The following is a 19,864-nucleotide window of genomic DNA, read 5'->3' as shown; positions in this document are numbered from 1 at the left end:
CTTCGGGGAGGGATCGTCAGAACCGGTAGGAAACGCCCACCAGGTAAGTCCGGCCATAGCTTTCGTAGTCGATGACGTGGGTCTTGTCGCCATCGGCATAGTTGATGAACGGCTCGTCGGTCAGGTTCAGCGCCTGGACGGTGAAGCCAAGGCCGGCAAGCTTGCTGTCATCCGGGAAGCGATAGCCGATCTGCGCGTCGAAGATCGATTCCGGATAGGTCTGGCGGAAGTCGCGGCTGGCCGAGATACCGATGAACTCGGCCAGGTAGGACGAGCGGTAGCGGTGGCTGACGCGCGCCTCGAAGCCCGAGTTCTCGAAGTACACGGTCGAGTTCACCACCCACTTCGACAGGCCAGGGACCGTCGCGGTGAAGGTGTTGCCGGTGCCGCGGTCGGTGATCGTCAGCTTGCTGTCGGTGTAGGACACGCTGGTCTGGAAACCGAAGCCTTCGAGCGCCGGGGTGATCGTCCGCAGCGGCAGGGCCAGCGTCGCTTCGATACCGGCGATGTGCCCTTCGGCGGTGTTGTCCGGACCGGAGACGAAGCCCTGGGTCTGGCTGTTGGTCGCGAGGAACACCGCACGCTGGGCCGGGGTAAGCGCCGACACCAGGTAGCTGAAGTCACGCTGCACCGAGGCGTTCGGGTTCACGAAGTCCTTCAGCCACTTGTAGTAGCCGGCGACCGCGAAGTAGCCCTCGCCCCCGAAGTACCATTCGTAGCTCAGGTCCACGCCGTCGGCGATGTAGGGCTTGAGCTTCGGATTGCCGCCGCTGCCGCTGAAGATCGTGTTGAGCGGCTGGAGCGGGGTGTTCGAGATGCTGGCGTTCTGCGACGCGTTGAGCTGGTCCATGCGGGCCCGGGCCAGGGTGCGGGCAGCGCCGAAGCGCAGCTTCATCTGGTCGTTGAGCGAAAGGTTCAGCGTCACGCTCGGCAGGACGTTCCAGTACTTGCGCCCGTCGGTGACCGGGATCTTGGCCGCGCCGATGCCGCCCGGCGAGTTGAAGCCGTCCGACGACTGGTCGGTGTGGACGACCTGCACGCCGAAGTTGCCGGTCAGGTCCATCGTGCCGAGCTGCGACTTGATGTCGGCGCGGGCGAAGCCGGTCCAGACCTTCTCCTTCACGGTCCAGTCGCCGGGGAACGGCAAGCTGGAGCTTTCGACGCTGGTCAGCACGTACGTGCCGTTGTTGATCAGCGTGAACGGATCGTAGGCAACCTGCGGGCCGAAGCCGAGGAACGACAGCGCGTCGACCGTGCCGATCAGCGCGTCTGCCGGGATCGGCTTGCGCAGGATCGCACCCTGGCCGGCGATCACCGAAGTGCCGCCCGCGAGGCTCAGGTAGTTCTGGGTAATGTCGCGCTTCTTGGTGCGATCGGCATAGGCGACGCCGGCGACGAGCTTGTCGATGAAGCCGCTCTCGACCTTGAGGGTCGCGTCGAGCTTGCCTTCCCACAGTTCGTCGTTGGTCTTGGTGTCGTTGATGAAGCCGGCCTGCACGATGTTGCCCGGCCCGCCGCCCCAACCGCGCGGGTCGGTCAGCTGGATGAGGTTGGTGTCGCCATAGTTGATGACGTTGGTGAAGGTGAACGGCACGCCGCCGTTGTTGCGGGTATAGGTCACCGTGTCAGACGGAGCCGCCGGGTTCGCGCCATAGCTGAGGCCCGAGTAGCTCTCGATCTGCTGCAGCCGGCGGTCGGACTTCGAGTACGACAGGTCCGCGTTGAGCAGGATGTCGTCGTTCTCGTACTTGGTGTTCCACCCGGCCGCGAAGGTCGTGGTGTCCTTGCGGTCATAGTCGTTGCGAACGACCGGCTGGACCCCGGTGAAGGTCACCTTGTCAGGAAAGCTGCCCGAGGAATGCGAGGTGATCGTGGTGCCCGCGCCCCAGCCCGGGTTCAGCGGGAATTCGATGCCGCGCTGCGGCTGCTTTTCCTTGTAGTCGGCATAGAACACGTCGAGCGTCGAGTTCCACTCCGCGCTCGGCTGCCATTCCAGCGTGCCGAACGCGCCGAGGCGGTCGAGCAGCACCGACTTGGCGAACGGCTTCATGCCGCCGAGGACGGTGTAACCGGCGTCGTTGGGATAACCCCAGGCGCGGAAGCGTTCGACCTGGCTCGGGCTCGACTGGTACGACAGGCCGAGCGCGAGGCCGAGCGTGTCGTCGGCGAACTGGTCGACATAGGTGCCGGTGGCGCGATAGCCGTAGCCGCGGATGTCGGGGTTGAGCGAACCGCCCTCGTTGAATTCGGCGCGGGCCGACAGCGCGACGATGCGATCCTTCTTGGACAGCGGACGGATCGTGCGCAGGTCGACGGTGCCGGCGAGGCCCTGGCCGATGAGGCCGGCGTAGGGGGTCTTGTAGACGACGCCCTGGTCGATCAGTTCCGAAGGATACTGGTCGTATTCGACGGCGCGGTTGTCGCCCGAGGAAACCACTTCGCGGCCATTGAGCAGCGAAGTCGAGTAATCCGGGCCGAGGCCGCGGACCGAAAGGCTCTGGGCGCGGCCGTCGATGCGCTGCACGGCGAGGCCGGGCAGGCGGCCGAGAGTTTCGGCGATCGACACGTCGGGCAGCTTGCCGATGTCTTCCGAGGAGAACGCCTCGGCGATGACCGCCTGGTCCCGCTTCAGTTCGACCGCAGTCTCGAGCGCGCGGCGGAAGCCGGTCACGACGATCGCGTTTTCGCCGGCCGGAGCCTCTTCGGCCTGTGCGCCGTCGGCCGGCGCGGCGTCCTGAGCCTGCGCAGCGGTGGGCAGCGCCATGGCAAGCGCAAGGCCCAGCGCGGCGAAGCTGACGCCCGAAACGTGCTTACGGTATGCCATCGAAATACCTCCCCAAACGGCCGGAATCCGCTGTGCGGCCGGCCTGATCCTGTCCCTGGTCGTTTTGGCGGCGTGCACCCCTGCATCGCCGCTCAATGCATCATCGTGATACGCTCCGCCCTCGCCGCTCAGGAAGATGGCATACGTATACGCATAGTTTGCAATGAAACCTGGTGCGACATTCTCACACCATCGTTTACTCATGAAATCAGTATTTTACTTCAAATTTATCGAAGGAACAGGTTCAGTGTCAGGCGGCCGCGGCGAGGGTCGGCAACGGGCATGAACCGGTCCGGCAGGTCTGCGCAGTGCAGCGCATTGCCCCGGTATATCGCCATCCGGTTGAACCGTCCGGCAATGCGGTGGACTTGCTCGAACAGTCCCGAGTCGCCGCCGATGTAGGCCGCACCGGGCAGGCCGCCGGCGGACACGGCCTTGTCCAGATCGGCGCGGTATTCATCGAACCGGGCGGCGTCCACGCTTTCGAACCCGGTCGTACGCTGGCGGTAGAACGCGGTGCCGCCGGTTTCCGCGGCATCGAGGTAGAGCAGTGCGGCCAGCCGCTCGGGCTCCAGCCCGTCGAAATGCGGGAAACGCTGGATCGGCGCGAGCGCGTCGGCCGGGGTGGTCACCAGGCTGAGATAGCATTCGAGGAACCGCGGCGGGCGGGGCAGCGCGAACTCGCGTTCCAGAAACGGCAGCAGCGGCGCAACGAGCGGCATGGCGATCCGCTCAGACACTGCCGCGCGTACGCCCGGGTAGAACGGCCCGATCGGTTGGTACGCATGACGCGCGGCGATCTCCACCACCGCGCCGGGATCGACCAGCGCGCCATCAACGAGCACCAGCGGCTGGCGCTCGCGGCCGAAGCGCTCTGCGGCGACGGTCGCATCGGGGGACAAGGCAAGCGGTCCGCTCATGCGCGCACGATAGGACCTCGCCGGTATCTACCGCAACCGATTGCCAGTGCGCCCCCGCCCCGCTAGGTTTCGCATTCGGGGACCGGCACCAGACCATATCCAAGGCCCCGCCGCAGGAGAGGGTCATGGGCCGCAAGCGCTCGCAAAAGCCGACGAGCTTCGACATCGCCTATCTTGCGGGCGTGTCGCAGCCGACCGTCAGCCGGGCGCTGAGGGGCGACCGTTCGGTCAGCGCGGCGACGCGCGAGAAGATCCGCCGCATCGCCAACGACCTTCACTACACAGTCGACAAGAATGCCTCGTCGCTGCGCTCGCAGCGGTCGAACACCATCGCCCTGCTGTTCTTCGAGGATGAAACGCCAGACGAAAGCATGATCAACCCGTTCTTCCTGGCGATGCTCGGCTCGATCACCCGTGCCTGCGCCAGCCGGGGACTCGACCTGCTGATCTCGTTCCAGAAGATGGAAGACGACTGGCACGTCACCTACCAGGACAGCAACAAGGCCGACGGGCTGATCCTGCTCGGCTACGGCGACTACACGCTCTATGCCGACCGCCATGCCCAGCTGGTCGAGCAAGGCACCCACTTTGCCCGCTGGGGCTCGGTCACCGATGACACCAGCGGCGGCACGGTGGGTTCGGACAACGTCGGCGCGGGGCGGCTCGCGGGCGAGCACCTCGTGGCACGCGGGCGCAAGCAGGTGGCGTTCCTCGGCCATGCCGACGAGCACTATCCCGAGTTCGCCGCGCGCTATCGCGGGCTGTGCGAAGTGCTGCGCGAAAACGGCCTCGACTGCGGTCCCGAGCTCCAGCGCGATGCGATCACCACCGAACAGGCCGGCCATGCCGCAGCCGCCGACCTGATTGCCAGCGGCAGGAGTTTTGACGCGATCTTTGCCGCGAGCGACCTCATTGCGATCGGCGCGATGCGCGCGCTGGCCGAGGCCGGGCTTTCGGTGCCCGGCCAAGTTGCGATCGTCGGGTTCGACGACATTCCCGCGGCCAGTCTCGCCAATCCGCCCCTCACCACGATCATGCAGGACATGCGCGGTGCAGGCGAACGCCTGCTCGAAACGCTGATCGCCAAGATCGAGGACAAGCCCCTGCCCGAACCCATGCTGCCGACGCGGCTGATCGAGCGTGGGAGCAGCTAGGGCCGCGCGACTTCACCATCAAAAGTGCCGTCACCCTGAACTTGTTTCAGGGTCCAACTTGCGGCGTTGTTAGCCATCCGCGGTAGTTGCGCCACTTCGCCGAACTGCCGCTTGCGTCACAACCCTTCGCCGACGCTGGCAGACTGGACCCTGAAACGAGTTCAGGGTGACGAAGTCTGTGAGGACGGGACCCGCCTCGCCCTCCTACATTCGTATACGTTGTTGAGGCCCGCTGCTTTTCCTGCCAGCCGTGCGTGACGATCCGCGGACAGGCGCGGGCGACGGGACAGGATTTCAGCGGATGGACAAACCACGCCTGGGCTTTGCCGGCCTGTGGAACATCAGCTTCGGCTTCTTCGGCATCCAGGTCGGTTTCGCCCTGCAGAACGCCAACATGAGCCGGGTCTTCCAGACACTCGGCGCGAGCATGGACGATCTGCCCGCACTGTGGGTCGCCGCGCCGCTCACCGGCCTGCTGGTCCAGCCGATCATCGGTCACCTTTCCGACCGCACCTGGTCGAGGCTCGGGCGGCGGCGGCCCTACTTCCTGACGGGCGCCGTCCTCTCGGCGCTCGCCCTGTTCCTGATGCCGCTGGCTCCGACGGTCGGCCCCGCGCTGCTGTTCGCGGCGTGCATGCTGTGGCTGCTGGATGCCTCGCTCAACGTCTCGATGGAGCCGTTCCGCGCCTTCGTCGGCGACATGCTGCGGACCGACCAGCACGCCGCCGGATACGCCGTGCAGACTGCCTTCATCGGCGCGGGCGCGGTGGCGGGTTCGATCTTCCCGTGGCTGCTCGAACACCTCGGCGTCGCCAACGTCGCCGCGCCCGGCGAGCTGCCCGCGACCGTGCGATGGAGTTTCTGGGCAGGCGCGCTCGCAGTGCTCGGCGCTGTGCTGTGGACGGTCCTGACCACCCGCGAATACAGCCCGGACGAACAGGCCGCGTTCGGCGGCGAGGACGCGGGCTCGCATGACCAGCCGGTCCGGGCGCTGGCCGCCAAGTCCTATGCCTCGAGCGCCCTGTGGGCCGGCGCAGGGCTGGTCGTCGCGGCGCTGGTCGGCGAGTTCGCGCTCGAGAAGGAAGTCCTGCTGCTCGGCGCGCTCCTCTTCGCGTACGGCCTGCTCAGCGCCATCGCCATCTCGCTCGCCCGCAAGGGCCGGACCAGCGGAATGCTGGCGAGCATCGTCGGCGACTTTGCCGGGATGCCGCCGGTGATGAAGCGGCTGGCGGTGGTCCAGTTCTTTTCGTGGTCGGCGCTGTTCATCATGTGGATCAACACGACGCCGGTCGTGACCCAGTACGTCTTCGGCAGCAGCGACCCGGCGAGCGAGGCCTACAACGAGGGCGCGAACTGGGTCAACGTGCTGTTCACCGTCTACAACGGCGTCGCCGCGGTCGCCGCGCTGGCGCTGCTGCCCTGGCTGTCGCGCAAGCTCGGCCAGGTAACGACGCACTCGCTGTGCCTCGGCATCGGCGCGCTGGGCTTTCTCGGCTTTTTCGTGCTGCGCAATCCCGTGGCGCTGCTGCTGTGCGAGGTCGCCATCGGCATCGCCTGGGCGAGCATCCTCGCCATGCCTTACGCCATCCTCGCCTCGAACCTGCCGCAGGCGAAGCTCGGCATCTACATGGGGCTGTTCAACGTGTTCGTGGTCGTGCCCCAGCTTCTCGTGGCAACGGTGATGGGCTCGCTGATGAAGGCGTTCTTCCCCGGCGAACCGGTGTGGACGATGCTGTTCGCCGCCGCCTCGTGGGGCGTGGCCGCGCTCGCCATGCGGCGGGTCGCCGCGACCATCCAACCCTCGCGTCCGCTGGAGACGACCTTTGCGTAAATTCGCCCTCGCCCTTTCGGCGGCGCTCCTTGCCGCCTCGCCGGTCGCCGCCAAGAGCCCCTGGCAGCCCAAGCCTTATGTCGAACTCAAGCACCCGGCGTGGTCGAAGGACGCCGTGCTCTACCAGATCAACACCCGCCAGTTCACGCAGGAAGGCACCTTCCGCGCCGCCGAGAAGGAGCTGCCCCGGCTCAAGGCGCTGGGCGTCGACATCCTCTGGCTGATGCCGATCCATCCGATCGGCAAGGAAAACCGCAAGGGCAGCCTCGGTTCGCCCTACTCGGTCCAAGACTACTACGGCGTCAATCCGGAGTTCGGGACCAAGGACGACCTCAGGCACTTCGTCGACGCTGCCCACGCGATGGGCTTCCACGTCATCCTGGACCTCGTCGCCAACCACACCGCCTGGGACAACGCGCTCGCGAAGCAGCACCCCGACTGGTACGAAAAGGACTGGCAAGGTCATTTCCGTCCGACCCCGTGGTGGGACTGGTCCGACGTCATCGACCTCGACTGGTCGAAGCCGGGCGTGCGCGAGCACGTCGGCAAGGCGATGGAATACTGGGTTCGCGACTTCGCCATCGACGGCTTCCGTGCCGATGTCGCCGGCTATGTCCCGCTCGACTTCTGGGAAACCGAGCGCGCCCGGCTCGACCGCATCCGTCCGGTGTTCATGATCGCCGAGTGGAAGAGCTCGGAACTGACCCGCCGCGCCTTCGACGGGGTCTATGCCTGGGACTGGCACGTTTCGGTCAAGAAGATCGCCGCGGGCAAGGCCGATGCGACAGAGCTGTTCGGCTATTACGCCGAGAACGAGAGCGCCTGGCCGCGCGAGGCGATGCGCCTGACCTATATCGAGAACCACGACAGCAACGCCTGGGAAGGCACGACAGCCGAAAACTTCGGCCCGGCACTGCCCGCCTTCACCGCGCTGGCCTTTGCCGGCGAGGGCCTGTCGATGGTCTACAACGGGCAGGAAGCCTGTAACGAAAAGCGCCTTGCGTTTTTCGAGAAGGACCCGATTGACTGGTCGCAGGGCAAGGACTGCGCGAACGGCGCGCTGATCCGCGATCTCATCGCCTTCCGCAAGGCCAACCCCGCGCTCGCCAACGGTCAGTGGGGCGCGCGGATGCAGCAGGTGGTGAACGACCAGCCCAAACAGCTCTTCGCGTGGGTCCGCCAGAAGGACGGCAACAAGGTCGTCGGTCTGTTCAACCTGTCCGCGCAGCCGGTGACTGCCAAGCTGGCCGATGGCCTCGCGGCGGGGAGCTACCGCGAGTTCGGCAGCGGCGCAGCCGTGACCGTGGCCGCCGGAGACACGGTGACCCTGCCGCCATGGGGCTGGCGCCTGCTCTCGCGGACCAACTGACGACGTACCTGGGGGGGTAAACATGACGGGCAAGAGTGGCAGCTGGGCGGCAACCGCCGCGCTCGCCGGATTTCTGTTCGGGTTCGACACCGCGGTCATTTCCGGTGCCGAACAGGCTGTGCAGAAGGTCTGGTCGATGTCCGACGCGCTGCACGGGCTCGCCATCTCGTCGGCGCTGTGGGGCACGGTCATCGGCGCGCTCGGCGGGGGCTGGCCATCCGATCGCTTCGGACGGCGGCCCACCCTGATCGCCATCGGCGTGTTCTACGCGGTGTCGGCGATCGGTTCGGCCCTCGCATGGGGTCCGGCGTCGTTCATCGTATTCCGGGTGCTCGGCGGGCTCGCCATCGGGGTCAGTTCGGTCACCGCGCCCACCTATATCGCCGAGATCGCGCCCAAGGCGCAGCGCGGGCGGCTGGTCGCGCTGTTCCAGACGATGATCGTGCTCGGCATCCTCGTAGCGTTCCTCTCCAACTGGCTGATCGGCGGGCGCGGCGAGCATGACTGGCGGTGGATGCTCGGTGTCGTCGCGCTGCCCTCGCTGGCTTACCTCGCTGCCACGCTGACGATCCCGGAAAGCCCGCGCTGGCTGATGGTTCACGAGGGTAACGAGGCGAAGGCTCGCGCAATCCTCGCCGCGATCAATCCCGCGACGGTCGACGAGGTCATGGCGGCGATCAAGGCCGAGGCCGCCGAAGAGGCGCGCTCGATCGGCTGGGGGCGGTTCCTCTCGGGCGAATACCGCCGCCCCATCGCGCACGCCTTCCTGATCGCGATGTTCAACCAGCTCTCGGGCATCAACGCGGTGATCTATTACGCGCCGCGGATCTTCGAGCTGACCGGCGCAGGCGCATCGACCGCGCTGCTGGCGACGGTCGGCATCGGCCTCGTCAACATGGTCTTCACGCTCGCAGGCCTGCTGCTGATCGACCGCAGTGGGCGGCGGTTCCTGATGTACGTCGGCAGCTTCGGCTACATCATCTCGCTGGGCATGACAGCGTGGGGGTTTGCCAGCGGCCAGTTCGAGCTGGTCCTGCCGTTCGTGTTCGCCTTCATCGCCGCCCACGCGATCGGGCAGGGCGCGGTGATCTGGGTCTATATCAGCGAGATTTTCCCCAGCGTCGCGCGCGGCAAGGGACAGTCGCTGGGTGCCGGTACGCACTGGGTCTTTGCTGCGGGCCTGACGCTGGTCATGCCGGCGATCCTCGCGACGGTGCCCCCGGCCACGATCTTCACCGCATTTGCCGCGATGATGGTGCTGCAACTGCTGTGGGTCCGCTTCGCGATGATCGAGACGCGCGGGCGCAGCCTGGAGGACCTGGCGCAGGAAATGACCGCGCACTGAGCGACCGGCACCGCCCCGGCCAACGACACAAGGACGTCAACCCACGACGTGCGGCTTGAGGAAATCGGCCACTGTGCTGTCCGGCGGGGTGGCGTAACCGTCGACTGTCTGGTTGTCGCCGTCGAAGTTCTGGAACATCGGACAGTCGCTGTTGGTGGCTTCTACGGTGGTCTCCGCGAGCTTCCTGCCGGTCCTCGCTTCCATCACCGACAGCGCATAGGTCGCGGTGTGCCAGCGGACCTTGTTGTTGGTTGGTTTGTCGTCTGCCTTGTAGCCGTCGCAGACCTTGACCTCCTTTGCCGCAGTCCGGCGCGCGCAGGCGACAAGGTCGACCGCGGCATAGGCGTCGCCGTCGGCAGTGAACTGGACGGTCCAGTCGGGCGGCAGCGAGGTCGAGCTGTCGGTCAGATCGTCTTTCCAGCTCTCGAAATAGACAGCCTTGTGCGGTTTCTTTGCCGGGTCATAGGCCGCCGCGCGCGAAACCCCCGCGCCCGAGCAGACACCCTTGAAGTCGTCGGGGAACAGCTGCGCCTTGGGGGCGGATGCGGCACCGGCGGGCGCATCGCCGCCCGCGTCCTTGCCCTTGTCGCACGCGGCGAGGCTGGCGAGCGCGACGGCAACCACCGGCGTGAGGGCGAAATGCGTTTTGAGACAGGCCACGTCGAGATCTCCCCTTCCCGATGCTGGTGAAGCGCAGGAGATTCCTCTCCGCCACGCGAGTCAAGCGCGATCGGTGATCCGCAACGGCTGCAAAACGGCTGGCGCGTACCCCGTCGCCGGGCCTATGCTGGTGGTATCATGGGAAACTATCGCGCCTTGGTTCGAGTCGAGCGGCAATCCTCGGCATCCTCCCCCGTCTCGCGCCGCCGGGCGCTGCTGATGCTTTCGTCGAGCGCGGTGCTCACCGCGTGCGGCGGCGGAGGCGGTAGCGGCGGCTCGCCGGTTCCCCTGCCCTCGCCGACTCCGACCCCGACGCCGGTGCCGACCCCCACGCCCACCCCGACGGCTGCACCCATCTGGTCAGGCTATGGCCAGAATGCGCAGCACACGGGTTTCAGCCCGGTGGCCTCGCAAGACCTCGGCCGGATCGCATGGACGACACCGATCGACCTCGCCCCGGCCTATACCGCCAGCGGCGCGCTGCTCGCGCACTACGGCTCCCCTGCGGTGACGGCGGCGAACACCGTGGTGATCCCGGTCAAGACCACCAGCGCCGGCGGATACCGGGTCGAGGGACGGGCGGGCGCAACCGGCTCGCTGATCTGGTCGGTCGATACCGACTACGTCACCCCGCCGCACAACTGGTTCCCGCCGTACAACGTAGCCATATCGCTCCAGAACAAGGTCTACGCACCGGGCGCAGGCGGCAAGCTGCTGATGCGCGCCAGTGCCGACGCCGCGAGCGGTGGCTTCACCCCGCAGGTGTTTTTCGGTGCCAGCACCTACAACGCCAATCCCGCCGCTTACGATACCACGGTGTTCATCAACACTCCGCTGACGGTGGACGCCCAAGGCAACGTGTTCTTCGGTTTCCAGGTGGTCGGGAGCAATCCTGCCGGCGTGGTTGGCGGCATCGCCCGGGTCGCTCCGGACGGGACCGGGACCTGGGTCAGCGCCGCGACCGCCGCCGGCGATTCCGCGATCGACAAGGCGGCGCTGAACTGCGCCCCGGCGCTCTCCAACGACGGGACGCTGGTCTACATCGCGGTCAACACCGCTCCGGTTTCCGGCACCGTCCAGCGCGGCTACCTGCTCGCGCTGGATGCAACCACACTCGCGGTGCGCGGCCGGGCGCAACTGATCGATCCCAACCTGCTGACACCCGCGCGCGTCAGCGACAACAGCACCGCCGCCCCGGTAGTCGCGCCCGACGACCGGGTGTTCTACGGCGTCCTCGAAGCCGTTTTCCCGACCCACAACGCACGCGGCTGGCTGCTTCAGTTCGACCGGCTGCTCAGCCCCGTGGGCGTCCCCGGCAGCTTCGGCTGGGACGTTTCGCCGAGCGTCATCCCGGCGTCGATGGTCCCGTCATACAGCGGCTCGTCCAGCTACCTGCTGGCGCTGAAGTACAACAACTACGAGGACGTCGGCACTGGCGACGGGCTCAACCGCCTCGCTGTGCTCGATCCCAAGTCGAGCCAGGCCGATCCGATCACCCCCAGCGTGACGGTCATGCGCGAGATCCTGACCATCCTCGGCCCCACCTTCGACGCCGGCTCGACCACCGCGCGGCGCGAGTGGTGCATCAACACGATGGCGGCCGACCCGGCGCGCAAGTCGATCCTCGCCAACAACGAGGACGGGGTGATGTACCGCTGGGACCTGACCAACAACACCCTGTCGCAGGCGCTGCGCCTCAATTCAGGTCTGGGCCAGGCCTACACCCCGACGCTGGTTGGCGCCGACGGCGGCGTCTACGCGATCAGCAACGCGACGCTCTACGCGATCCGGGGCTGAACGAAAAAGGGCGGAGCCATCCGGCCCCGCCCTTCCTGTCTCGAACCTCGGCTGAAGATCAGCTCACCGTCGCCTTGTTGATCACGCCCGGCTTGGCCGGCGGCTCGCCCTTCGGGAGAGCGTCGATGTGTTCCATGCCGCTCTCGACCTGGCCCCACACGGTGTACTGCCGGTCGAGGAAGCGCGCGTCGTCGAAGCAGATGAAGAACTGGCTGTTCGCCGAGTGCGGGTAGCTTGTGCGGGCCATCGAGCAGACGCCGCGGACGTGCGGCTCGTCGTTGAACTCGGCCTGGAGGTCGGGCTTGTCCGATCCGCCCATGCCGGTGCCCTGCGGGCAGCCGCCCTGCGCCATGAAGCCCGGGATCACGCGGTGGAACTTCACCCCGTCATAGAAACCTTCGCTCACCAGCTCCTTGATGCGGGCGACATGGCCCGGGGCAAGGTCGGGGCGCAGCTTGATCACCACGTCGCCGGAATCGAGGGAAAGGGTCAGCTTTTCGTCGGCCATTGAAACAAATCCTCTGGTTGCGGCGCCGATATAGGGGCTCCGGAAAGAAAGTCACGCAGGGGCCGCCGAACCCGGTTGCTTTTGCCGTCTCCCGGCCTATCCCCGGCCCCGATGGAGCGCGACGAGGGCCTTGATCCGGACCGCATCGGCGAGGCTGTGGAGCTTTCGCCGGTCGAGGCTGCGCGCCTGTCGGATTCGCTCGACGAGGAGAATCGGCTCAAGGGTTCGTTCGTGCGCAAGGTGGTCGAGGCACTCGACGCCGACGACCGCGACACCGTGTACGAACTGGTCGAGCCGCTCCACCCGGCCGACATCGCCGACCTGTTCGAGCTGATCGACGAGGACGACCGTCCGCGCCTGGTTCGCGCGATTTCCGACCTCATGGGCGGCGACGTGCTCGCCGAGCTCAACGACCATGTCCGCGAGCTGCTGGTCGAGGCGCTGCCGCCCGAAGACGTCGCCGATCTCGCCGAGCAGATGGAGACCGACGACGCGGTCGCCCTGATCGAGGATCTCGACGAGGAGGACCAGCAGGCCGTCCTCGCCGAGATGGAGCCGGAAGACCGCGCCGCCATCGAATCGGCGCTGCTCTATCCGGAAGAAACCGCCGGCCGCCTGATGAGCCGCGAGTTCATCGCGGTGCCCGAGCACATGACGGTCGGCAACCTGATCGACTATCTGCGCGAAAACCCCGACCTCGCGAACGAGTTCTGGGAAGTGTTCATCGTCGACGTGAAGCATCGCCCGGTCGGGACCTGCATGCTTTCGTGGATCCTGCGCACCCCGCGTTCCATCTCGCTCGCCGACGTGATGAAGCGCGACCAGACGCTGATCCCGGTTGGCATGGACCAGGAAGAGGTCGCGCTGCGCTTCCAGAAGTACGCGCTGATCTCGGCGGCAGTCGTCGACGAGGACGGGCGGCTGGTCGGCCAGATCACCGTCGACGACGTCGTCCACATCATCCAGGAAGAGGCGAGCGAAGACATCCTGCGGCTGTCGGGCGCGGGTGACGGCGACATTAACGAGCCGATCCGCCTGACCGTCCGGACCCGCCTGTCATGGCTGGTCGTCAACCTCGGCACCGCCATCATCGCCAGCTCGGTCGTCGGGCTGTTCCAGGGCGCGATCGCCAAGTTCGCCTTGCTCGCCGTGCTCATGCCGATCGTCTCGGGCATGGGCGGGAACGCCGGAACCCAGACGCTGGCGGTCGTGGTCCGCGCCATCGCCACCAACCAGCTGACCAGCACCAACACCTGGCGCATGATCGGCCGCGAGTTCCGTATCGCGCTCGCCAACGGGGTGTCGCTCGGGCTGCTGATCGGACTGTCGACCGCGGCGATCTTCGGCAACCCGCTGCTCGGCGCGGTGATTGGCTCCGCGATGGTGATCAACAACCTCACCGCGGGGCTTGCCGGGATCCTCGTGCCGGTGACGCTCGACCGGTTGCGGATCGATCCGGCGGTGTCCTCGGCAGTGTTCGTGACCACTGCGACCGACGTGATGGGCTTCTTTTCGTTCCTCGGCCTTGCCGTGGTGACGGGGCTGGCAGGATGATCAACCTTTCTGCGGCCGTCATTGCGAGCGGCGCAGCCGCGCGGCAATCCAGCGTCGAGAGTGCCACCCTGGATTGCTTCCCCCCGCCTTCGCGGGGGTCGCAATGACGAAGTTAGATCATCAATGCCGCTGCACATGACCAAGGTCGCCTTCGGGGCGAAGTCGCTGGAAGAGATGCACGGCTGGTGGGCAAACCGGGGTGCGGAGGGCTTCCTCACCACGCGCTACCTTCCCAAGCGCCATGCCGAAATGGTCGGCGGATCCCTGTTCTGGATTCTCAAGCATCAGCTCGTCGCCCGGTCCGAGATCCTCCGGTTCGAGGAAACCGAGGGCGGGCGGCACCATATCGTGGTGTCGACGCGGCTGGTTGACGTCCACCCGGTGGCCCGCCGCGCGCACCAGGGCTGGCGCTATCTCGAAGACAAGGACGCGCCGCGGGACCTGCTGGTGGGCGAGGAGCTGGGCGAGACGATGCCGGGAAAGCTCGCGGCGGATCTGGCAAGGCTGGGGCTGGTTTAGGTCTCCTTCAAATCTTTACTCAAGCAGCGTCCCCGCGAAGGCGGGGACCTCGTGCCGCAATCGGTCCGCTCGATTGATGGAGGTCCCCGCCTGCGCGGGGACGCCGTAAACCCGAAGGGTAAAGCTACCCCTCCGCCCGCGCTTCCTTCTCCAGAACCCTGCGGATCGCGTTGGCGTAAGTCTCCGGCTCCTGCGCGCCGGGGATCAGGTACTTGCCGTTGACCACCATCGCCGGCACGCCGCTGATATTGAGGTCGTAGGCCAGCTCCTCCTCCCCGCGCACGTACTGGTCGAGCGCTTCGTCGGACAGCGCCTTCTCCGCCCGCGCCCGGTCCATGCCGGCGGCCTCGGCGAGGTCCAGCAGCACCGCCGGGTCCGACACGTTCCGCCGCTGCTGGAAATGGGCATCGAACAGCGACAGCTTGAGCCGGGTCTGGACCGCCGCCCCGTAACCCGCCAGCGCATGGGACAGCAGCTTGTGCGCGAGGAAGGTGTTCCACATCCACGCCGGCGGCGCTTCGCCTTCGCCGGTGTAGTCGAATGAATAGCCCGCCTCCGCCGCGATCCCGGCAATCTGCTTGCGCCCGGCCGCCGCCTGCTCCGCGGTGCGGCCGTACTTGCGCATGACGTGCCCGGCCGAATCCTCGCCCTCCGGCGGCATCTGCGGATTAAGCTCGAACGGCCGCCAGCGAATTTCCGCCGAAACCTCGTCGCCGAGCAGGGCAAGGCCCTTCTCCAGCTTGCAGTAGCCGATCACGCACCACGGGCACATGACGTCGGACCAGATGTCGATCTGGACGGGCGCGGTCATTGTTCGAGCCACCACTTGAGCAGGTGGTGCGCGACCGCGTGCGGCGGCGGGGCGATGAACGCGCCGTCCTCGGTGCCGGGCTGCATGGCGTAAGCGACCTCCTCGCGGGTGAACCAGCGCGCCTCGTCAAGCTCGGTCGTGTCGACGACGAGTTCGTCGCCCTCGGCCACGGCGTGGCACCCGATCATCAGCGAAGAGGGGAACGGCCACGGCTGGCTGGCGACATAGCGGACCTCGCGCACCCGCACGCCGGCCTCCTCGTGAACCTCGCGCGCGACCGCCTCCTCGATCGATTCGCCCGGTTCGACGAATCCGGCGAGCGCGGAGAACCGCCGCGGCGGGAAGCGCGGCTGGCGGCCGAGAAGCAGGCGGCCTTCGAATTCCACCAGCATGATCGTGACCGGATCGACGCGGGGGAAATGCTCGCCCTTGCACCCCTCGTTGGTGCAGTTGCGCTGCCAGCCGCCCTTGGTCAGCACCGTCGGCGCGCCGCAGCGGGCGCAGTGGCGGTGGCGGGCGTGCCAGTCGACCAGGCTGCGCGCGCCGCCGTAGGTGGCAAGGTCCTCATGCGCCATCATCGAAAGCGCGCGCCACAGGCCGGGGCTCGGCGGCCCTGCCCCGATCGAGCCGGCGGCGGGAACCGCGGCGAAGCAGCCCTTGCCGTCCATCAGGCCGAGGAAGACCAGCTCGGCGTCCGCGGGCGCATCGGCCAGCGTGCCCCATTCGAGCCCGCCGTCATGCGCCAGCGCCGGGTCGAGCCCTTCGAGCTTCAGCAGCCGCGCGCGCCAGTCCATCAGCGCGGCCAGCTTGTCCGGGTCCGAGCGGATGTGATCGGCCCGGTCGAGCCGCGCGCCGGCAAAGGCTATGCCGGAGCGGATCACGGCCGTGCCCCCGCCATCAGGTCCGCGATCACCGCCTTGGGGAACTCCTCGTGGATCGGGTAGGCGTCGGACGGCATGTACTGGGTGTAGAGCGACGCCCGGTTGCCGACCTTGTAGTTGACGAACGCCACCGTGCCCGCAGCGCCGCCCCAGCCGTAGGTGCCCTCAAGCATTCCCAGTCCGACCCGGCCGCCCGCGCCGAAGCCGGCACCGTCGATCATGCTGCCCTTGGTATCGACACCGGCCGGGAGCAGGTTGCTGGTGCCCATCCGCACCGCCGACTCGCTCATCACCCGCTTGCCGCCGATCTGCCCGAAACCGAGCAGCATAGTGAGGAACCGGTCGTAGTCGCGCGGCGAGGACACCAGCCCCGCCCCGCCCATCGGGAACGGCGGCTTGTCGAGATAGATCGACTTTGCCGCCGGATCGATCGGCAGGACCATACCGCCGAGGATGCCGTAGTTCGTGGTGAGCCGGTGGGCCTCGCTTTCCGGAACCTGGAACCAGGTGCTGCTCATGCCGGTGGGGGCGAGGATCCGCTCGGTCATGAATTCGTCGAACGGCTGGCCCGATACCTGCTGGATCACATAGCCCATCAGGTCGAGCCCGACCGAATAGGACCAGCGCGTGCCGGGTTCATAGACCAGCGGCAATTTGGCGAGCGCGGTGGCGAACGCCTCGAGGCTCTGCACCGGCTTGCCGCGGTCGAGCCCGGGGATCGGAGTGCGGCTGACCTGCCCGGGGATGACCCCCGCATCCTCGAATGCGGTCTTGAGCGGTCCCTTCTGGATGATCGAATAACCGAGCCCGGCCGTGTGGGTCAGCAGGTGGCGGATGGTGATCGCAGTCTTCGCGGGCTTGAGCTCGGTGATCGAGCCGTCGGGGGTGACCTGCACCTGCATCTTCGCAAACGCGGGCACGATCTCCGCCAGCGGCATGTCGAGGCTGAGCTTGCCTTCGTCGACGAGGATCATCGCCGACATGCCGGTGATGGGCTTGGTCATCGAATAGATGCGGAAAAGGCTGTCCGCCCCGACCGCGTCGGAATCGCCTTCGCCTTCCGTGCCGCGTTCGATCTCCAGCGCCGGCCCGCTGCCCCAGCCGAGCGCGGCGATCATGCCCGGCACCTTCTTCGCCGAGACGTAGCGGTCGATCATCGCCGCGACATTGGGCCACTTGGCCTCAGCCGCAGCGCTGGCGAAAGCGGCGCGCGGCAGCAGCGATGCCCCGGCGAGCAGGGCACCGCCGCCCAGAAGGCGGCGGCGTGAAACCGTGTTTGCGTGGAAATCCAGTGACGTCACCGACGAACCTCTCAATCGTTCTCGTTGTCCCGCGCCAGCGCGAGCAGGGCCGCCCGCGCGAACAGCGTTGGCAACCCGGCCGCCGCAAGGTCGGCAACGGGCCACCATTCTCCTGCCGGCAGCGTAGCGAAATCAGCGTCCTGAGCCAGCATCAATTGCAAATCGAGATCGAAATGCGTGAACCCGTGGCGGACGGTGCCGAGGCTGCGCCAGTCTGCCGCGACGGGGGGCATGCCCGCACCATCGCCGCGCGACGACCAGCCGTCGTCAGGCAGCGCGCGCATTCCGCCGAGCATCCCCTTGCCCTCCCGGCGGACAAGCCGGACCGCGCCGTCTCGCTCGATCCAGAAGGCCCGCCCCGTGCGCTGCGGCTTGGCCTTCTTCGGCGCCTTGGCGGGAAACCTCTCAGGTTCGCCGGTCGCGCGCGCCGCGCAGGGACCGGCCAGCGGGCAGATCAGGCAACGCGGATTGCGCACCGCGCAGACCGTCGCGCCAAGGTCCATCATCGCCTGGGCAAAATCCCCGGGCCGCTGGCCGGGCGTGACCGTCTCGGCGGCCAGGCGGATGGCGGGGCGCGAACCAGGGAGCGGCTCGGCGATGGCGAAGAGCCGCGAGACGACACGCTCGACGTTGGCGTCCACCACCACGGCGCGCTGGTCGAAGGCAATCGCCGCCACCGCGGCGGCGGTATAGGCGCCAAGGCCCGGAAGCGCTCGCAAGCCCGCCTCGTCATCGGGAAACGCGCCGCCCATGCCCGCCACCGCGCGCGCACAGGCCAGCAGGTTGCGGGCGCGGGCGTAGTAACCGAGCCCCGCCCACGCCGCCATGACCTCGGCGTCGTCGGCCGCCGCCAGCGCCTCGACGCTGGGCCAGCGCTCGAGGAATCTCGCGTAATACGCCCCGACCGCCGCCACCGTCGTCTGCTGGAGCATGACTTCTGACAGCCACACGCGGTACGGATCCTGCCGTCCCTCCCCCGGCCGCATGCGCCAGGGCAGCGACCGGCCATGGACATCGTACCAATCGAGCAGGAGCGGGGCGATTTCGGTGGGGTCGAGGGTCGGGGCACTGGCCTGCATCGCGCCGCTATGGCATGGGCGGAGGTGCAATGGAACGCGACAGCAAGCCCCCTTCGAAAGCCGGACCCAAGGCCGCGCAGCCGCGCCCCTACGAGCGTCCGCGCGGCGGCGCGGCCAAAGCGATCGCCGACCTCATGCCCGAAATCGGCCGCACCGCATTCCGCCGCTTCGGGTTCGTCCAGAGCAGCGTCGTCACCCGCTGGCCGGAGATCGTCGGGGAGCGCCACGCCCGCCACTGCACGCCCGAGGCGATCCGTTTTCCGCCCGGCGAGAAGAGCGAAGGGATCCTCCAGCTCGTGGTCACGCCCAGCCACGCGACCATGCTCCAGCACGTGATCCCGGAGATCATCGAGCGGGTGAACCGCTTCTTCGGATACAAGGCCGTGGCGCGGGTCAAGCTTCGGCAAGGTCAGGTTCAGGCGCCACCGGCTGAAAAGCGCACCGCGCCGCCATCGCTGCGGCCGATCCCGATGGAACTGGGCGAGAGCCTGCGCGACATCGGCGATCCGGAACTGCGCACGGTGCTCGAATCGCTCGCCCGCAGCCTCGGCGGGCCGGACAAGGATGGGGGAAGAAAGTGACGTCCAAGCCGCTCGGCAGGGTGATGATGGTCCTGATGGCGCTGCTCGGCGGCGCGGCGCTGGTTGCGGCGGCCAAGCCGGCCCGCGCGCCCAACTGGAACCAGACCGTCGCCCAGACCGATCACGAAAGCTTCCTCCTCGGCAATCCCGACGCCAAGGTGAAGCTGGTCGAATACATCAGCTACACCTGCCCGCACTGCTCGCATTTCGAGCAGCAGTCCGCCGACCAGCTCCGCCTCGGCTTCATCGCCCAAGGCAAGGGTTCGATAGAGGTGCGCAGCTTCGTGCGCGACCCCATCGACATGACCGTCGCCGTGCTCACCCGCTGCGGACCGCCGGCGCGGTTCTTCACGCGGCACTCGGTGTTCCTGCGCACGCAGGACACCTGGATGGCACCACTTTCCGACGGCGTCTCCCCGACCGAGAACCAGCGCTGGTTCAAGGCCGATCTCGCGACGCGGATGCGCTACATCGCCAGCGACTTCCACTTCTACGAGATCATGGGCACGCTCGGCGTCGATCGCACCACCACCGACAAGTGCCTCGCCAACACCGCGCTCGCCCAGCGTCTCGCCGATCTGACCCAGCAGGCCGAGGAAAAGCAGTTCATTCATGGCACCCCGGCCTTCATGATCGACGGCGCGTTGCTCGCCGGAACGACCGAATGGTCGATGCTCCGCCCCCAGCTCGACGCGCGCCTGCGCTGATTCACCTGTGGAGAAGCGTCGGG

17 protein-coding genes are annotated in these 19,864 nt (G+C 67.4%); 9 read left to right on the top strand and 8 right to left on the bottom strand.

The window, feature by feature from the left end:
- Positions 1-16 precede the first annotated feature (16 nt).
- Together AC3WLD_RS12435 and AC3WLD_RS12430 are read right to left on the bottom strand one after the other, a co-directional pair.
- Positions 17-2,824, bottom strand: coding sequence for a TonB-dependent receptor (locus AC3WLD_RS12435; protein ID WP_492557281.1), 2,808 nt, complete (start codon positions 2,822-2,824; stop codon positions 17-19).
- 227 nt (positions 2,825-3,051) lie between these two features.
- A complete protein-coding gene (locus tag AC3WLD_RS12430) occupies positions 3,052-3,744 on the bottom strand; it encodes a DUF6445 family protein (protein WP_492557280.1) in 693 nt (230 codons plus the stop codon).
- A gap of 125 nt (positions 3,745-3,869) precedes the next feature.
- Here AC3WLD_RS12430 and AC3WLD_RS12425 point away from each other — a divergent pair, with 125 nt between their 5' ends.
- From AC3WLD_RS12425 to AC3WLD_RS12410, 4 genes are all read left to right on the top strand, one after another.
- Positions 3,870-4,898: a LacI family DNA-binding transcriptional regulator gene (locus tag AC3WLD_RS12425; protein ID WP_492557279.1), complete on the top strand. Its 1,029-nt coding sequence runs from the start codon at positions 3,870-3,872 to the stop codon at positions 4,896-4,898.
- Between the two features lie 301 nt (positions 4,899-5,199).
- Complete coding sequence (locus AC3WLD_RS12420) at positions 5,200-6,729, top strand: MFS transporter (protein ID WP_492557278.1); 1,530 nt, start codon at positions 5,200-5,202, stop codon at positions 6,727-6,729.
- On the top strand, positions 6,722-8,098 hold the full coding sequence (locus AC3WLD_RS12415; RefSeq protein WP_492557277.1) for an alpha-amylase family glycosyl hydrolase: 1,377 nt from the start codon (positions 6,722-6,724) through the stop codon (positions 8,096-8,098). Before AC3WLD_RS12420 ends, AC3WLD_RS12415 begins: the two co-directional genes overlap by 8 nt.
- A gap of 22 nt (positions 8,099-8,120) precedes the next feature.
- Positions 8,121-9,443 carry a sugar porter family MFS transporter gene (locus AC3WLD_RS12410; RefSeq protein WP_492557276.1) on the top strand — a complete coding sequence of 441 codons (1,323 nt, stop codon included), beginning with the start codon at positions 8,121-8,123 and terminating at the stop codon, positions 9,441-9,443.
- Positions 9,444-9,479: 36 nt separating this feature from the next.
- Here AC3WLD_RS12410 and AC3WLD_RS12405 read toward each other — a convergent pair whose 3' ends face one another.
- Positions 9,480-10,103 (bottom strand): hypothetical protein, encoded by a 624-nt coding sequence (locus AC3WLD_RS12405; RefSeq protein WP_492557275.1) that lies wholly within the window; start codon positions 10,101-10,103, stop codon positions 9,480-9,482.
- A gap of 138 nt (positions 10,104-10,241) precedes the next feature.
- Between AC3WLD_RS12405 and AC3WLD_RS12400 the strand changes: the two genes are divergently transcribed.
- Positions 10,242-11,900, top strand: a complete 1,659-nt coding sequence (locus tag AC3WLD_RS12400; protein ID WP_492557274.1) for a hypothetical protein — start codon at positions 10,242-10,244, stop codon at positions 11,898-11,900.
- Between the two features lie 58 nt (positions 11,901-11,958).
- On the opposite strand, the gene AC3WLD_RS12395 is transcribed toward AC3WLD_RS12400, so the two are convergent.
- Positions 11,959-12,408, bottom strand: a complete 450-nt coding sequence (locus AC3WLD_RS12395; protein ID WP_492557273.1) for a peptidylprolyl isomerase — start codon at positions 12,406-12,408, stop codon at positions 11,959-11,961.
- Positions 12,409-12,519: 111 nt separating this feature from the next.
- Here AC3WLD_RS12395 and mgtE point away from each other — a divergent pair, with 111 nt between their 5' ends.
- Together mgtE and AC3WLD_RS12385 are read left to right on the top strand one after the other, a co-directional pair.
- Complete coding sequence (gene mgtE / locus AC3WLD_RS12390) at positions 12,520-13,962, top strand: magnesium transporter (RefSeq protein ID WP_492557272.1); 1,443 nt, start codon at positions 12,520-12,522, stop codon at positions 13,960-13,962.
- Positions 13,963-14,085: 123 nt separating this feature from the next.
- Entirely contained in the window at positions 14,086-14,481 is a 396-nt protein-coding gene (locus AC3WLD_RS12385) for a DUF1489 family protein (protein WP_492557271.1), read from the top strand.
- A 124-nt stretch (positions 14,482-14,605) separates the two neighbouring features.
- Here AC3WLD_RS12385 and AC3WLD_RS12380 read toward each other — a convergent pair whose 3' ends face one another.
- From AC3WLD_RS12380 to mutY, 4 genes are read right to left on the bottom strand one after another with little or no spacing between them, the layout of a single operon-like run.
- Positions 14,606-15,292, bottom strand: coding sequence for a DsbA family oxidoreductase (locus tag AC3WLD_RS12380; RefSeq protein WP_492557270.1), 687 nt, complete (start codon positions 15,290-15,292; stop codon positions 14,606-14,608).
- The gene (nudC, locus tag AC3WLD_RS12375) at positions 15,289-16,170 is read right to left on the bottom strand and encodes an NAD(+) diphosphatase (RefSeq protein ID WP_492557406.1); all 882 of its coding nucleotides are present in this window, start codon (positions 16,168-16,170) and stop codon (positions 15,289-15,291) included. Before nudC ends, AC3WLD_RS12380 begins: the two co-directional genes overlap by 4 nt.
- On the bottom strand, positions 16,170-17,474 hold the full coding sequence (locus AC3WLD_RS12370) for a serine hydrolase domain-containing protein (protein ID WP_492557269.1): 1,305 nt from the start codon (positions 17,472-17,474) through the stop codon (positions 16,170-16,172). Before AC3WLD_RS12370 ends, nudC begins: the two co-directional genes overlap by 1 nt.
- A gap of 11 nt (positions 17,475-17,485) precedes the next feature.
- Positions 17,486-18,553: an A/G-specific adenine glycosylase gene (mutY, locus tag AC3WLD_RS12365; protein ID WP_492557268.1), complete on the bottom strand. Its 1,068-nt coding sequence runs from the start codon at positions 18,551-18,553 to the stop codon at positions 17,486-17,488.
- Positions 18,554-18,582: 29 nt separating this feature from the next.
- Between mutY and AC3WLD_RS12360 the strand changes: the two genes are divergently transcribed.
- Entirely contained in the window at positions 18,583-19,134 is a 552-nt protein-coding gene (locus tag AC3WLD_RS12360; RefSeq protein WP_492557267.1) for a DUF721 domain-containing protein, read from the top strand.
- On the top strand, positions 19,131-19,841 hold the full coding sequence (locus AC3WLD_RS12355) for a DsbA family protein (RefSeq protein WP_492557266.1): 711 nt from the start codon (positions 19,131-19,133) through the stop codon (positions 19,839-19,841). Before AC3WLD_RS12360 ends, AC3WLD_RS12355 begins: the two co-directional genes overlap by 4 nt.
- Positions 19,842-19,864 lie beyond the last annotated feature (23 nt).

It is taken from the genome of Novosphingobium sp. FW305-C-111 (genome assembly GCF_058783565.1).
The sequence above is the reverse complement of the archived record's forward strand: the minus strand, read 5'-3'. Positions and strand labels throughout refer to the sequence as shown.